This window comes from Pseudomonas sp. XS1P51 (genome assembly GCF_054897845.1).
In genome coordinates this window covers 2955517-2970899 of record NZ_CM142707.1, presented here as the reverse complement: position 1 = coordinate 2970899, position 15383 = coordinate 2955517, and the positions used below count along the sequence as shown (strand labels likewise).

General features: G+C 61.7%; 9 protein-coding genes. 1 reads left to right on the top strand and 8 read right to left on the bottom strand.

All coding sequences use genetic code 11. From position 1 onward, the window contains the following. Nucleotides 1-128: 128 nt before the first annotated feature. The 5 genes from ACYZUD_RS13815 to pvdM form a co-directional block, all read right to left on the bottom strand. Complete coding sequence (locus ACYZUD_RS13815) at nucleotides 129-2585, bottom strand: TonB-dependent siderophore receptor (protein WP_462024499.1); 2457 nt, start codon at nucleotides 2583-2585, stop codon at nucleotides 129-131. Nucleotides 2586-2866: 281 nt separating this feature from the next. Beyond that, on the bottom strand, nucleotides 2867-4516 hold the full coding sequence (locus tag ACYZUD_RS13810) for a cyclic peptide export ABC transporter (protein WP_462024498.1): 1650 nt from the start codon (nucleotides 4514-4516) through the stop codon (nucleotides 2867-2869). A gap of 241 nt (nucleotides 4517-4757) precedes the next feature. Then, the gene (gene pvdO, locus ACYZUD_RS13805; RefSeq protein ID WP_462024497.1) at nucleotides 4758-5636 is read right to left on the bottom strand and encodes a dihydropyoverdine dehydrogenase; all 879 of its coding nucleotides are present in this window, start codon (nucleotides 5634-5636) and stop codon (nucleotides 4758-4760) included. Nucleotides 5637-5779: 143 nt separating this feature from the next. Then, on the bottom strand, nucleotides 5780-7060 hold the full coding sequence (pvdN, locus tag ACYZUD_RS13800) for a pyoverdine-tailoring periplasmic protein PvdN (protein ID WP_462024496.1): 1281 nt from the start codon (nucleotides 7058-7060) through the stop codon (nucleotides 5780-5782). Nucleotides 7061-7091: 31 nt separating this feature from the next. After that, nucleotides 7092-8441, bottom strand: a complete 1350-nt coding sequence (gene pvdM / locus ACYZUD_RS13795) for a pyoverdine-tailoring dipeptidase-like protein PvdM (RefSeq protein ID WP_462024495.1) — start codon at nucleotides 8439-8441, stop codon at nucleotides 7092-7094. A 245-nt stretch (nucleotides 8442-8686) separates the two neighbouring features. Between pvdM and pvdP the strand changes: the two genes are divergently transcribed. Continuing rightward, the gene (pvdP, locus tag ACYZUD_RS13790; protein ID WP_462024494.1) at nucleotides 8687-10315 is read left to right on the top strand and encodes a pyoverdine maturation tyrosinase PvdP; all 1629 of its coding nucleotides are present in this window, start codon (nucleotides 8687-8689) and stop codon (nucleotides 10313-10315) included. A 128-nt stretch (nucleotides 10316-10443) separates the two neighbouring features. Here pvdP and ACYZUD_RS13785 read toward each other — a convergent pair whose 3' ends face one another. From ACYZUD_RS13785 to ACYZUD_RS13775, 3 genes are read right to left on the bottom strand one after another with little or no spacing between them, the layout of a single operon-like run. Continuing rightward, nucleotides 10444-11838 (bottom strand): efflux transporter outer membrane subunit, encoded by a 1395-nt coding sequence (locus tag ACYZUD_RS13785; RefSeq protein ID WP_462024493.1) that lies wholly within the window; start codon nucleotides 11836-11838, stop codon nucleotides 10444-10446. Between the two features lie 7 nt (nucleotides 11839-11845). Then, entirely contained in the window at nucleotides 11846-13819 is a 1974-nt protein-coding gene (locus ACYZUD_RS13780; RefSeq protein ID WP_462024492.1) for a MacB family efflux pump subunit, read from the bottom strand. Next, on the bottom strand, nucleotides 13820-14992 hold the full coding sequence (locus ACYZUD_RS13775) for an efflux RND transporter periplasmic adaptor subunit (RefSeq protein ID WP_462024491.1): 1173 nt from the start codon (nucleotides 14990-14992) through the stop codon (nucleotides 13820-13822). Nucleotides 14993-15383 lie beyond the last annotated feature (391 nt).

Here is a 15383-nt window from a genome sequence, read left to right as displayed (position 1 = left end):
TATCCACTGAAGATCCCCTGTGGGAGCGAGCCTGCTCGCGATGGCGGCCTGCCAGTCACTACAAATATCTCGCCCATAAAAAATGCCCGTATCGCGAGATACGGGCATTTTTCATTTCAGCTGACTACTCAGAAATCATACTTCGCGGTGAGTTGCAGGTTGCGCGGCTCGCCGGAGAAGGTGGTGCCGAAGTTGCCCAGGCCCGTCAGGTACTTCTTGTCGAAGACGTTGTTGGCATTGACGGTGAAGCTCAGGTGGTCGTCGTATTCGTAGCGAGTCATCAGGTCCACAAGGGTGTAGCCACCCTGCTTGATGTTGACGCTGCCATCGGTAGGGCGGAAGGTCTGGCCGTAGAATGCGCTCTGCCAGCTGACGCCGCCACCGACGGTGACCTGATTCAACACGCCGGGCAGGCGGTAGGTGGTGAACGTACGCACACTGTGTTCCGGCTTGGTGGTCGCCAGCGGGAAACCGAAGATGCGTTGTTCGTCCTTGTCGCGGGTACGGGCATAGGTGTAGCCGGCAGACACGTTCCAGTCCTGCGCCAGTTCGCCAGCCAGTTCCAGTTCCACGCCCTTGGTAGTGGCGCCAGGGATGGCTTCGTAAACGTCTTGGCCGGTGCCGTCGGTGGTGACGTACTGGGCAACGTTTTCCTGTTCGATGCGGAAGAACGCCAGGCTGGCGTTCAGCTTGCCTTCGAAGTAGGCGGCTTTCAGGCCGGTCTCGTAGGCGTCGCCTTCAACCGGCGCCAGGGTCGAACCCTGGGCGTCCTTGTAGATTTGCGGCTGGTAGATCTTGGTGTAGCTGGCGTAGACCGAGTACGTATCGTTCAGGTCATAGACCACACCGGCGTACGGAGTGACGACGCCATGTTCCTTGTAACCGGCGTGAGTGTCGGTCAGGGTGCCTGGGTAGTAGGTGTAATCTTCGTCGTACTTGAAGGTGCTCAGACGGCTGCCGAGGATGAACGACAGGTCGTCGGTCGGGCGCAGGCGGGTGGCCAGGTAAACACCGTTCTGGCTGGTGGTGCGCTCGTACTTGCCGTTTTTCGGGAAGTTTTGTACGGGCAGGTTACCTTTCCAGTCAAAGATGCTGCCCGGGACCATTTCGAAGGCGCTGGAGTCATAGGTTGCACCGGTCTGGCGCGAGTGCGAAGCCATGAAACCGGCAACCAGTTCGTGCTCGCGACCGCCCAGGCTGAATGGGCCGGAGACGTTCACGTCAGCGGTGTTCTGCACGCGATGGCCTTCCCAGCGACCCCAATAAAGGAACATGCCTTCACCGGTGGTACGGTCCGGGTTGCCGCCGCTGGCCGAAGCCAGGCGCGTATCGTGATCGGTGGTTTTCTGGTCGAGGCTGACCTTGAGTTTCCAGTCGTTGGCCAGTGCCTGTTCCAGTGAGGCGAAGTAGGTGGTGCTGTCGAAATCACGACGGCTCCAGGTGGAACCCGGGTTGAAACTGCGAGGGAAGTCGGTACGGCTGCCGTCGCTGAAGAACGGCGAGTTACCGGTCCAGGAGCTGCCACGTGGGGTCGCGCTGGACTTGTCGACACCAAAGGTCAGCAGGGTGTCGTCGGTCAGGTCGGCTTCGAGGATGCCGTAGTACAGGTCTTTCTTCTGGCTGTAGTGGTCGATGTACGAATCTTTGTCCTGGTAGGCGCCGACGAAGCGACCGCGCACGCTGCCGGTATCGTTCAACGGACCGGAGATGTCGCCTTCGGTGCGGTAGTTGTCCCAGGAGCCGGCGGTGGCGCTGACCGAGGCCTTGAATTCCTTGGTCGGCTTCTTGCGCACCAGGTTGACGGTGGCGGACGGGTCGCCCGAACCGGTCATCAGGCCGGTCGCACCCTTGATGACTTCAACGCGGTCGAGGCTGGCGGAGTCGTCGCTGTTGTTCGGGTTTTCACCGTAAACACCGTCGTAGGGAATGTTGACGCCATCGTACTGAAAGTTGGTGATGGCAAAACCGCGGGAGGAAAACTCGGTACGGTCACTGTCGTACTTCTGCATCGTGACGCCGGGAGTGTTGCGCAACACGTCGCTGACACTCGTTGCGCCGCGATCGTCCATCTGCTGACGGGTTACCACGGTGACCGATTGCGGGGTTTCACGCAGGGTCAGCGGCAGTTTGGTCGCGGTAGTGGTCGCGCCGGTGGTGTAGGAACCGGTGTCTTCGGTGGTCAGGCCCAGGGCCTGGCCGGAAATGGTGGTCGCCCCCAGTTGCAGGCTCGAACCGCCGCCGGATACCAACGTGACGCTGTTGCCGTTGATCTGGAACGAAATGCCGGTGCCTTGCAGCAGGGCTTTCAGGGCGTCGGACGGTTCCAGGGAACCGGACACCGGGCGGGACTTGATCCCTGCAACCTGATCCGGGCTGTAGAGGATTTGCAGATTGGTCTGCATGCCCAGCTCGGTCAGCGCGCTGGAAAGCGATTGACCTGCAATGTTCACTTTCACAGGTGCAGCATTGGCCATCGAGCTCCCCAGCAAGGTGGCGGCCAGCAGTACGCTTGTGAACAGGGTGCGATGCAAAGTCGGGCGCTGTACGGCCAGCGCGAGAGGTGTGCGGCGTGGTTGAGGTCGCATTACTTACCTGAGCTCCTGAAGAAAGTGTTGTGCAGAGTTTTTTGTTAATAGGAATGATTATTAGACGCAGCACGAATGAAAAACCGGAAAGAAACCGGAAAAATAAATTTCAGGGGGGCAAACCTGCGCAGAAACCGGAGGTAGTGGGCTGGCCCGATCCAACTGTGGGAGCGAGCCTGGTCGCGATAGCGGTGGATCAGTCGCCATCAATGGTGAATGTGATGGCCCCATCGCGAGCAGGCTCGCTCCCACAGGGCCCCGCAGGTCTGTGAAAACGGTAATCAGGCCGGCGTCAGCTCGGTGATGACCTTGCCGCTTTCCATGCGCACCAGTTGGTCCGCCACATCGAAGTAACGGTCGTCGTGAGAGATCACTATGATGGTCTTGCCCAGGCGTTTGAGGTCCGGCAGCAGCTCGGTGTAGAAAATCCGGCGGAAGGTCGGGTCCTGATCGGCCGCCCATTCATCGAACACCAGCACCGGACGCTCTTCGAGCCAGGCATTGACCAGGGCCAGGCGCTTGCGTTGGCCAGTGGAGAGGTCGGTGGTGGTGAAGTTGCCGTCCTTGACGCTCACCTTGTGTGCGATCTCCAATCGTTGCAGGTATTTGTTGGCGTCTTCGGGGATGTGCGTGTCGCCCTGGACCACATCATCGAACAGGTAATAGTCGGCAAAAATCGTGGTGAACAACTGGCGATAGTCATCGCGGTTTTCGGCGTCGATTGCCTCGCCGTTGACGCGGATTTCACCCTGCTGCGGCGTGTACAGGCCCAGCAGCAGTTTGATCAGCGTGGTCTTGCCACAGCCGTTTTCGCCGACGATGAACGTGATGTCGCCCTGCTTGATCGTGAGATTCACCGGCCCCAACTGGAACGGCGCGGCGCCTTCGGCCGCCGGGAAGCTGAAACGCACATCGGCCAGTTTCAATTCGTGCACGGCTTGCTTGACGTTGCCCTGATCGCTCAGCAGCAGATGCGGTTCTGGCGTGGAAAACTGCTCGGACAACTCGGCGATCCGGCGGAAAGCGATCTGCGCACGGCTGACGATCGGCAGGGTGCTGATCAAATGTTCCAGCGGGCCTTTCATGTACAGCAGCACCAGTACGAAGCCGCTCATCACGGTTTTGTCGGCGCTCGGCCAGAAGGTTTGCAGCGCCAGCGCCAGGCCGATCACCACGAAGAACAGCATCGAGCCGAACGTCTTGGCGATGACGAAGGTATTGATCGAGCGCACCTGGGTGTTGCAGATGAACTCGGCGGTGGCCTTGATGCCCGAGACGAACATGCGCTGGCGGCGAGGGCGGTGAATGCGCAGTTCCTTGGCGCCTTCGGCAATCGCGTTGTAGTGCTTTTGCAATTCGTCTTCGGCGTCCCGGGCGGCCATGAAGCCCTGCACACCTTTGCTTTGTGCGTAAGCCTGGATCGCCGTGCCGATCAGGATCGCCGCGACCATGATCAGGAACATCGGCCACGACAGAATCGCCAGGTAGCCCATGCAGCCGAGGGTCACCGTGACGGAAATCGCCAGCGGCGCGAAGGCGAAGGCGAAGTCGCTGATGGTGTCGACGTCGTGGGTCAGCACCGGGATCAGGCGGTGACTGCGATAGCGTTCGATCTGTTCGATCGGCGCCGACAGGACCTTTTCACCCAGCTGTTTACGCAGCTTGGCGATGATGTGCTGGCCGACGTAGTTGGTGCCGATGTCCGAGCAGATCGAACTGGCCAGTGCCAGCAGGCACAGGCCGGCGAACAGGGCGACGACGCCCTGGGTCAGGCCGGTTTCCGAATGCAGGGCATTGTTGATGGTCGCCAGCAATACCGTGACGCTCAGGCCACCGACCATGCCCAGGAAAATGGACGCGGCGACAATGAGCCGAAAGGGTTTCAACAGGGCGAACAATTCGCCGATGGCGCCACGGGTTGGCTGGGTCATGGAAGACAGTTCCTTGGGTCGTAAAGGCAGATACCCAGTAGAACGTCTGGTGGAAGGCTTAATTTACAAGGTCGCCGACTGGCGGTGGAGCATTGGCTTCACACAAAACCCTGTAGGAGCTGATGAGTGAAACGAGGCTGCGATCTTTTGACTTTGCTTCTTAAAAACAAGATCAAAAGATCGCAGCCTCGTTTCACTCGTCAGCTCCTACAGAGAGCACAGTCATCCAGAAAACTCTGGGTTAGAGATCCCGCACGATACGGAAACCCATCCAGTCGCCACGCTCTTGCGGGTACTGGCTATTGCGGTTGCCCGAGCGCGAAAACACCGGGGCTTCACCCCAGTCGTTGCCGCGAATCCGCACCGCTTCGCAATTGGGCTCGACCCAGGCGCTGCCATCAGTAGGGGCGCCGACGTAGTCCGGGTGTTCGCAGTCTTCGACCCACTCGTAGACGTTGCCATGCATGTCATACATGCCGAAGGCGTTGGGCGGGTAGCTGCCCACCGGCGAGCTGTAGCTGTAACCGTCCGCCGGGCCATAGGTGTTGGCGTGCTTGGCGATGCTGTATTCCTTGCCCTCATCGAACGGGAAGGGGAACGGGCCTTTGGTGCCGCCGCGTGCCGCGTATTCGCGTTGCGCTTCGCTGATCATGTGGTACTTCTGCCCGGTCTTTTTCGACAGCCAGGCGACGTAGTTTTTCACGTCGTCGAAGTTCATGCACACCGCCGGCTGACGCGGACTTTGCGGATAGCGCGGCTTGCTGGCGACGCACTCGCGGCCGGGCCGGGTGTCACCATTGGCGATGGTCACGCCGCTCTCGCGCACGTAGCTGTCCCACTCACCGGCGGTGATCTGGAAGCGGCTCATGGCGAACGGTCTGGCGAACGTCACGTCGTGCATCGGACCTTCGTCGGGCTCACGACCGACTTCATCGTCCGGGGTGCCCATGGTGAAGGTGCCGGCGGGCAGCACGACCATCTCCGGGCAGTCCCGGCAGTCCTTGAATACTTTGCCCGGTTGCGCAGTGGCGGCGGCTTGCGCGGTGGTCGGCAGCAGGCCAGCCATGAGCGCGGTGAGGGCGAGAGCCTTGAGCGGGCGGGGCAACAGATCACTGGACATGAGTTATCTCGATATAAAAAAACGGGTGTCACGCCAGGCCCAATGTGGGAGCGAGCCTGCTCGCGAAGAGGGCGTGTCAGTCGACATCAATGTTGGCTGTCAGTCCGCCTTCGCGAGCAGGCTCGCTCCCACAGGGTTCTGCGTCATACGGTTTTGCTCAACACGGCCATGAACCGGTCGATATCGTTTTCGCTGTTGAGCAGGCCGGGGGCGATGCGGATCACCGGGCCAACGTCACGGTCCACCGCGTCGCAAACCACGCGGTTTTCCATCAGTTGGGCGGCGACTTTTTCACAGTCGCGGTCCTTGATCCGGAAAAAGGTGAAACCGGCGGACAGCAGCGGGCTTTTCGGCGTGACCAGTTCGACCTGCGGATGCTCCAGCAGACGATTTTTCGCATAGGTGTTGAGGGCATGGATGCGCGCCTGGACCTCGGCCTTGCCCAGGTCCAGATGCAACTTGAAGGCTTCGTCCAGGGCCCAGCGATGTTCAAAGCTGTGATAGCCACCGGGGGTCATGATGGTCGAGAACGAGGTGGCTTCGGAGAAGGTCGGAATGGTCGGCGTCACGTCCTTGAGCTCGGCCGAGCGAGCGCAGATGATCCCGGTGCCGCGCGGGCCGAACATCCATTTGTGCGTACCGGCAATAAAGAAATCGCAGTGCATGTCGGGGAAGTCGAGGTCTTCGACGCCGAAGCCGTGCACACCGTCGACCACATAAAGAATGCGGTCCTTTTCCTCACGGTTGCGGTTCTGTTCGTCCACCAGTTTGCCGATCTCGCCGATCGGCAGTTTCACGCCACTGCCGGACTGCACCCAGGTCATGCCGAGCACGCGAGTGTTCGGGCGAATGCCTTTGGCGATCGAGCCGAGGACTTCATCCACCGAAATATCGCGGCTGTTCTCGAACAGCTTGAGCTTGCGAATCTTGACCCCGTCCTTTTGCTGGCGGTAATCCAGCGCGTAGTGGGTCGCGTAGTGTTCGTGCTCGCTGGTGAGGATTTCTTGATCCGGGCGCACATGAATGCCGCCGTAAATCATCGCCAGGCCTTCGGTGGTGCTGCCGGTGAGGGCGATCTGCTCAGGCTTGGCCTTGAGGTAACGACCGGCCCAGACCCGCACGTTATGTTCGCGTTTCTCGGTTTCCTGCAGGTCCCAGTCCATGGCCAGGCCCGGGTTGCGGTCAATCGTGGCGCGGTGCAGGTCGATCGCGTCACGCACGGGTCTTGGGTGTGAGGTCACCAGAAAGTTGGCGAAGTGCAGGTAATCAGGGTCCTGATTGAACAACTGGCGCAGTTGCGCCCATTTGTCCTTGGGCAGCGGTGCCGGACTGGCGGCCAGCGCCGGCAGGTTCACGGCAGCACCCAGGGGCAGGCCGGCCGCGAGAATGCCGGCCTGCTTGAGGAATGATCGACGGTTGGTCATGAGCTCGGTTCGCTTCTGCAAAAAGAGGGGATCAGCGTTTGGCCACAGGCTTGGAGGACTTCTGCACCTGGTCCCAGACCCGCAGGAAGTTACCGCCCCAGAGCTTGGCGATGTCCGCCTCGCTGTAGCCCCGGCTGATCAGCTCGGCGGTGACGTTGCGGGCTTCACTGACATCCTTCCAGCCGTCCAGGCCGCCGCCGTCGTTGAAGTCGGAGCTGATGCCGACATGGTCGATGCCGATTTTTTTCACCGCGTAGTCAATGGCGTCGCCGTAGTCCTTGAGGGTGGCCTTGGGTTCTTCGTCGACAATCGCATAGAGCTGGCTGGCGTACTCGCCGAAACGTTGCTCGGACCAGACGGTGATGATCGGATCGCCGGGCATCAGCGCCATCTCCAGGCCTTGCAGCGGTTGCAGGTCGAAGCGTGCGCGCAGGGCGTTGAGTTTGTCCTGGGTGGCCTGGCTCAGCGGGCGGATGTAGGTCGGGAAACCGACGATCTGCACCACGCCGCCGCTGTTCTTGATCAGCTGCATTTCCTGATCGCTGAGGTTGCGCGGGATGTCCACCAGCGCTCGCGGCGCCGAGTGAGATGCGACCATCGGTGTACGGCTCAACCGGGCGACTTGCTCCAGGGCCTTGGTCGACATCTGCGAGACATCGATGATCACGCCGAGGTCGTTGAGGCGCTGCACGGCTTGTTTGCCAATCGCCGACAGGCCGCCGAGGGCGTCGCGGGAATCGTTGAAAAACGGCAGCGGCCGCGACGAATCGGCCCATGTGTTGTTGCCGACGTAACTGAAACCGAACATGCGCATGCCGCGAGCGGCCCACTTGTCCAGGGCGTTCAGGTCGTTGCCCAGAGGATAGGCGTTGAGCATGCTCATGAAAATCGCGAACTTGCCTTCGCCGTGCAAGCGTCGGAAGTCGTCGGGGGTGTAGGCGATGGCGACCTGATTGGGGAAGTCGCGCACCATCGTGCTGATGATTTTGTAGCGGGTTTCCTGCTCGAACCGTGCCTCGTCGATGAAGCCGGCGGTGGGGCGGTGCGGGGCGTTTTCGCCGTTCCAGATTTCCGGCCAGCCGAAAATGGTCAGGGCCGCGCCGGACAGGCGCCCGCGTGCGGTCTTGACCAGGTCGAATTGCCCGGTGCCGTCCTTGTCGACTTCGTTGCCTGCGGTGCCGAAGTCCATGGGTACGGTGATATGGCTGTCGAACGAGAGCATGCGCTCCTGCAGTTCATCGGCCTGTTTCATCACCTTGACCGGGTAACCGGGATTGTCCTTGAACCCGTAATCCCAGGCCGCAAAGCCTGCACCTGCGCTGATCGCCAGGGCCAGCGGCAGGCCGATGTAAAGAGCCTTTTTCGAACGTGGTTTTGTCATTGCCGTCTCAGTCAGGTTCGCCGCCCCGGTACGTGCGCAGGGGCCTTTGCTATCTGGGAAGAACGAGTGGCCCATCCAATAATTTAGGTGTTTGTACCGGCCTCATCGCGAGCAGGCTCGCTCCCACCTGCGTACACCTCGGTCCACTGTGGGAGCGAGCCTGCTCGCGAAGCTTTTAAATTTTTGGACGCAACAAACGTTCTAGCTTGGATAAAGCCTGCTTCATGGCTGACACAGGTAGGGCAATGACGATTTCTCGACGATGGTTCATGGCAGGCCTGGCGCTGACTGGCGCCGCCGTGCCTGCGGCTTTTTATGGGCATCGCGAATGGACGAAACCGGATCTGACGATCACCCCTGGCGAAGCTTCGTTCGACGTCGCGGATGTCGCCGGCCAGCATTTGGCGAACACCTTGCGCGGTGTCTGGGAGATTCGTTTCGAGGGGCGTGACGCCGGCATCGAAGGCCTGCCACGGGACGGGCTGGAAGTGTTTCTCGACATCGGGCACAAAGGTCGTGGCTTGATCGGGTTCCTCGACACCGCCGAACGCTTGCGCTCGAGCGAAGAGCCCCGGTACCGGGTGCTTGGCGATCTGGCGGACGCCAAACCAGCCCAACTGAGCTGGCGGCTGGTCAGCGCCAAGGCGGCCAACGGCACTCCGGATTACGAATTCAGCATGGCGCTGGACGAAGTCTGGGCCGGTTTCGGCAACGCCGGCAGCGGCACGCTCAGTGGCCGGGTGTTGAACCTGGATCGTCCACTGATGCTGACCGCGCAGGATAACCGCTTCATCGCGGTCAAACGCGTATTCCCTGAAGCCCGCGAGCGCACTGGTCTTAACGCTCCGCTGCTGGCCTGGCTGGTGTCCGCCGAGCATCGGCTGTTTCACCAGCTCTGGCATGCCTCCCGGGACAAATGGCACACACTCTCCGAAGACAAGCGCGGCGCCTTGCGGGGCATTGGCTGGCAGCCCGGCCCGCGCGACAAGGAGCGTGATGCCCGTGGCCCGCGCAAGGATCGCAACGGCTCGGGTGTGGATTTTTTCTTCATGCACCGGCACATGCTCGGCACGGCGCGCTCCCTGCAGGACCTGCCGTCGTGGCAACACTTCCCGTTGCCGCAGCCGGAACTGGCGCGGGATCGCATCGGCTTCGCCAACTATTTCGACAACCACGACGGCACGGCGCTGCCGCCGACGTGGCTGGCCGACGACGATGCCGAGTACTCGCAATGGGTCAGCGATATCAAGACCGCCGAGACTTACCACAGCAATTTTCAGGTCTGGGAGTCGCGCTACCGCGATCCACGCTACCTGTCGAAACTGACCTTGGGCCAGTTCGGTTCCGAAGTCGAACTGGGCCTGCACGACTGGCTGCACATGCGCTGGGCCTCGGTGCCACGTGATCTGTCAAACGGCCAACCGGTACCGTTCGCCCGGGATCCGTCGGATTTTTCCGCGCGCTGGTTTGCGCCGGAAAACGACTTCCTCGGTGATCCGTTTTCTTCCCACGTGAGCCCGGTGTTCTGGCATTTCCACGGCTGGATCGATGATCGACTGGAAGACTGGTTCCGCGCACACGAGCGCTTTCATCCGGGGGAGGTCAGTCGGCTGGAGGTCAATGGTGTGCCGTGGTTCGCACCCGGTCGCTGGGTCGAAATCGACGACCCATGGCTCGGCCCGAGTACCCATGGTTGCAGCACTACGCCGGGGTTGCAGACGGGCAAGTCGGTGGAGATGGACCCGGAAACCATGAAACTGGCGTTGCGGATTACCTTTGGCGATGACGAGAAGAAACTGACGGAGCTGTTCCGCAAGGTGCCGCAGCGGCCTTGGTATGCGCGGCACTTGAAGGCCAAGCCGATTACCAGTTAAACCGCGATACCGGGTTATCGTTCTTCGCGAGCAGGCTCGCTCCCACACTCGACCGCGTTTCATCAGGGGGAATGCGATCAAATGTGGGAGCGAGCCTGCTCGCGATGGCGGTCGAATAGACGCCACCATTACAAAGCCTGCCACCCGCCCCCAAGCGCCTTGTACAACGCAATACTCGCCTGCAACCGCGACAACCGCAGCTGCACATTCAAATCCTGCGCTGCATACAGCGTGCGTTGCGTCTCCAGCACCGTCAGCAAATCCTCGGCCCCGGCCTCATAACGGCTTTGCGCAATGTTGAACGCGGTCTGCGCCTGGTTCAGCTCCTCACCTTGCCACTGCCGCTGTTCGTCCAGTCCGCGAATGCTGTTCAGGGCTTTCTCGACGTCGGCAAAGCCATTGATGATCGCCCCACGGTAAGTCTCCAGCAGTTCTTCCTGGCGGGCCGTGGCCTTGTCGCGCTCGGCGCTCAAGCGACCATTATTGAAGACCGGCGCGAGCAGGCCGGCGGTCAGGTTGTAGAAGGGGTTGCGCAGAATGTCGGCGGCGCGGTCGGCGCCCGAACCCAGGTCGGCGCTCAAGGTCACGGCCGGCAACATGGCGGCGCGGGCGACGGTGACGTCGGCCTGTGCGGCGGACAATTGCGCTTCGGCACGGGCGATGTCCGGGCGACGGCTGAGCAGTTCGCTGGGCACGCCGGCCGCGATGGTCGGCCATGACAATTGATCGAAGCGCTCACCACCCAGGCGTAATTCCTGAACCGGCCGACCGAGCAGGACAGCGAGGCTGATCAATGCGTCCTGAGCCTGTTGCTGCACCAGCGGCAACTGCCGTTGTTGCGCAGCCACCAGACTCTTCTGCTGCGCCAACTCGAGCGCGGTCGCGGAGCCCGAGTCGAAACGGGTCTGTACCAGTCTCAACACGCGCTGCGCATTAGCCAGATTCAGCTCGGCGATGCGACGTTGCTCTTGCAGCGACAGGGTTTGCGCGTAGGTGTTGGCGACACCGCTGAGCAACGTCAACTCCACTGTCGCCCGATCGAACTCGCTGGCCTGCAAGCCGAATTGCGCACTGTCGCGGGACGCCCGTTGGCCGCCCCAGAAGTCGACTTCGTAAGTGGCACTGAGGTTGGCGTTGAAGTAATCGACGGCCTTGTTATCGCCGTCGGCATCGAGCTGGCTGTAGCCGTTGCCGCGCAACAGCTTTTGCCGATTGGCGTTCGCCCCGGCCTTGACCTCCGGCAGCAGCGTGCCACCGGCAATCACGGTGTCGGCTTGCGCCTGGCGCACCCGAGCGATGGCGGCGGCCAGGTCGTAACTGCCGACACGGGCCTGCTCGATCAGGCGGTCAAGCTCCGGGCTGCCGAATTGCGTCCACCACTGCAGGTTGCTGCGCGTGGCGCTTTGCGTGTGCGGCGATTGCCAGGACGAAGGCGGCTGGATGCCGCTGTCCGGACGCTGGGCGGGACTGCCACAGGCGCCGAGCAACAGGCAGAGGGTCAGCAGGCTGAGTTGCGGCTTCATGGAGAGATCATTCACTGGTAAGGGCCGTGACCGGGTCGAGTCGGGCAGCTTTTCGGGCCGGCATGAAGCCGAAGACAACACCGGTGACCAGGGCGCAGCCGAAGGCGCCGAGCACCGCTATCAAGGAGAACGCGACAGCGACTTCGCTGAGGATCAGCACGCCGCCGACGATCATTGCCAGGGCAATCCCCGCCAGCCCGCCGACCACGGAGAGCATCACCGCTTCGGTCAAAAACTGGCGCAGGATGTCGCGCTGACGGGCACCGGTAGCCATGCGGATACCGATCTCCCGGGTGCGTTCGCGCACGGTCATGAGCATGATGTTCATCACGCCGATCCCGCCCACCAGCAGCGAAATCGCGGCAATCGAGCCGAGCATCAGCGACAGGGTATTTTGCGTGCGGGCCTCGGCCTGGATCATCGCCGCGTTGTTGGTCAGTTCGAAATCCTTTTTGCCGTTGTGCAGGCGTAGCATCAATTGCTCGATGGCTATTTCCGTCTCCTTGACCTTGCGCGCATCGGCGGCGGCGATGGCCACGTATTCGGGGTTGTGGGTGCCGAACAGCCGCACACTGGCCGCGGAGTAGGGGATGGCGATGCGGTCGTCGCTGTCGGAGTCGCCGGAGCTGGCGCCTTTTTCGGCGAGCACGCCGACCACCTGGAACGGCACGTTTTCGATCAGGATGTATTGGCCGATCGGGTTGGCGACGTCCTTGAGCAACTTGGTCCGCACCTTGTGGCCAATCACGGCGACCGCCGCGGCGTTGCGTTCGTCGTCCTGGGTGAAATAGCTGCCTTGCACCACCGGCCAGTTGAAGATCGCCGGGAAATTGGTGTCGTTGCCACCGACGTAGCTCAAATGGTCGAGGTTGCCGAAGCGCACCCCGGCTTCCTGGCCGTTGACCGGCATGATGCGCATCACCTGGGGCAAGCTCGCCACCGCCGCGACGTCATCCAGGGTGATGATGCCCAATGGCGTTCGCGGGTTCGGTGACGAACCGCTGAGGTAAATGATGTTGGAGCCGAACGCACCCATTTGCGCCATCACCTGACGCTTGCTGCCCTCGCCAACGGCCAGCATCACCACCACCGACGCAACGCCGATGATGATCCCCAGCAACGTCAGCGCCGTGCGAAAGCGGTTGATCCACATCACCCGCCAGGCCGCTTGCACGGCATCCACCAGTTCGCCTTTCCAGGCTCCGGTGGCTTCGGCGCCCTCGGTGAGGCGCTTGCGCAGATCCACCGCTTGCAGTGCACCGGGATTGGCTGGGGTTTGCACCTCGGGGTTGTCTTGCGCGCTGTCGCTGATGATCAGCCCGTCGCGAATTTCGATGATGCGTTTGGCCCGGGCCGCCACTTCGCGGTCGTGGGTGATGAGAATCACCACGTGGCCCTGGCTCGCCAGTTCGTCTAGCAGGGTCATCACCTCGGCGCCGCTGTGGCTGTCGAGGGCGCCGGTGGGTTCGTCGGCGAGGATGATGTGGCCGCCGTTCATCAAGGCGCGGGCGATGGACACCCGTTGCTGTTGACCTCCGGAGAGCTGGTGCGGACGGTTGCCGGTGCGCGAGGCCAGCCCGAGGCGGTCGAGCAGGGCGGCGGCGCGGGCGTGGCGTTCGGCCGCCGGTAAGCCTGCGTAGATGGCCGGCATCTCGACGTTTTCCTGGGCCGAGCCGGACGGGATCAGGTGATAGCCCTGGAACACAAAACCAAAGGCCTCGCGGCGCAGCCAGGCCAGTTCATCACTGTCGAGGGCGGCGACGTTTTCCCCGGCGAAGCGGTATTCGCCCGAAGTGGGGCGGTCGAGGCAGCCGAGGATGTTCATCAGCGTCGACTTGCCGGAACCGGAGGCGCCGACAATCGCCACGAATTCCCCGGCGTGAATCGACAGGTCGATGCCACGCAAGACATGAACTTCAGGTGAATCGCCGCCGCCGTAGGCTTTGCGGATGTCCTGCAGGTCGATCAGGGGCGTCTGCATTCAGCCGCCACTCCCGTCGACCGGGCCGATCAGCAGGTGATCGCCTTCTTGCAAACCGTCGAGAATCTGCACCCGCAGGCGATCGCTGATGCCGGTGCGAACGTCGCGTTGCTCGATGCTGCCGTTTTTGGCGACGACCTGTGCAATTTGTACATTGGCTTCAGTGCCGGCCTGCAAAGCCGCGATGGGCGCGGTCAGGGTGTTTTTCGCCTGATCCGAAACAAAGAATACTTGGGTGGTCATTTCCGCCATCAGCGCGTTGTCGGCGTTATCGACGTCCAGCAATACCGTATAAAGCACTACGCGAGCGCTGCCGCTTTTGCTCGAACTGGCCGGGCTGCCACCGCCCTGGCTGGTCTGGTCCAAAGGCTTGGGCGGCACCGGCAGGATTTGCCGCACGGTGCTTTTCCAGCGCCGGTTACCGCCGCTGAGGGTGGTGAACCAGGCGTTCATGCCGGGTTTGACGTGACCGATATCGGCTTCCGAGACTTCGGCCCAGACGGTCATCGGCGACAACTTGGCAATGCGCAGAATCAGCGGCGTTTGCTGCTGGGCATTGAGGGTCTGGCCTTCCCGGGCGTCCAGCGCAACGACAGTGCCGCTCATGGGCGCATAAATCCGCGTGTAACCGAGTTCGGCCTGATCGCTGCGCAGGCTGGCCTGGGCCTGGCGGATCTGCGCCTGGAACATGTCGATGCGGGCCTGGGTGGCGCGCAGTTCGGCCTCGGCGGTCTGCACGTCTTCTTCGCGGGTGGCACCGCCGGCCTTGAGGTTCTGCTGGCGTTGGTATTTCTGCCGGGCGAGGTCGTGCTGTGCCCGTTGCTCCTGGAGCTGCGCCTTGAGGTTTTCGATGGAGAAACGCCCGGCGTCGAGTTTGGCCTGTTGCGTGGACGGATCGATTTCCACCAGCAACTGGCCTTCCTTGACCACGTCACCGACTTCCACGTGGATCTTGTGGATTTGCCCGGACGCCTGGGCGCCGACGTCCACATAGCGTCGAGGTTGCAGGGTGCCCAGGGCCGTGACGCTGCTTTCGATGTCGCCACGGGTGACGGGCACGGTGGCGAACTTGTCGCGACCGGGCGGGATGACCTGCCAGGCGGCGATAGCGATAACGGGGATCAGACAAAGTGCTACAAGCAGGGCGCGTCGGGTGTGTCGGGGACGTTTCATGCAGGGTTCCGGCCAATGAATATCGGCCCGTCGCTCAGCCAACGGACAAAATCCGGCAACAGCTGAACGCTGTCGGGGGGCCGACAGAGACGGGGAGCTGTCCTTTATACGAGAAAAGTCGCGGGGAATTTAGCTGCGGACACATAGCGTTACACCTGTAGGAGCTGCCGCAGGCTGCGATCTTTTGATCCTCTGCATACCTGATCGCGCTAGAGATCAAAAGATCGCAGCCTGCGGCAGCTCCTACTTTAGAACGGCGTACAAACGCTAGATCATGACTATTTGTCGGGCAAGACGAAGCAACACTTTAAATCTATATGAGAATTACTATAAATTACGCACCTCGAACTGCCACTATCGTGCCACTGCCCATTTCGGCAGTCGTCGATCT

What these genes read in the sequence shown, in the direction of transcription:
- ACYZUD_RS13815 (WP_462024499.1), bottom strand. Translation starts at nt 2,585, where the DNA reads ATGCGACCTCAACCACGCCGCACACCTCTCGCGCTGGCCGTACAGCGC.
- ACYZUD_RS13810 (WP_462024498.1), bottom strand. Translation starts at nt 4,516, where the DNA reads ATGACCCAGCCAACCCGTGGCGCCATCGGCGAATTGTTCGCCCTGTTG.
- pvdO (WP_462024497.1), bottom strand. Translation starts at nt 5,636, where the DNA reads ATGTCCAGTGATCTGTTGCCCCGCCCGCTCAAGGCTCTCGCCCTCACC.
- pvdN (WP_462024496.1), bottom strand. Translation starts at nt 7,060, where the DNA reads ATGACCAACCGTCGATCATTCCTCAAGCAGGCCGGCATTCTCGCGGCC.
- pvdM (WP_462024495.1), bottom strand. Translation starts at nt 8,441, where the DNA reads ATGACAAAACCACGTTCGAAAAAGGCTCTTTACATCGGCCTGCCGCTG.
- pvdP (WP_462024494.1), top strand. Translation starts at nt 8,687, where the DNA reads ATGACGATTTCTCGACGATGGTTCATGGCAGGCCTGGCGCTGACTGGC.
- ACYZUD_RS13785 (WP_462024493.1), bottom strand. Translation starts at nt 11,838, where the DNA reads ATGAAGCCGCAACTCAGCCTGCTGACCCTCTGCCTGTTGCTCGGCGCC.
- ACYZUD_RS13780 (WP_462024492.1), bottom strand. Translation starts at nt 13,819, where the DNA reads ATGCAGACGCCCCTGATCGACCTGCAGGACATCCGCAAAGCCTACGGC.
- ACYZUD_RS13775 (WP_462024491.1), bottom strand. Translation starts at nt 14,992, where the DNA reads ATGAAACGTCCCCGACACACCCGACGCGCCCTGCTTGTAGCACTTTGT.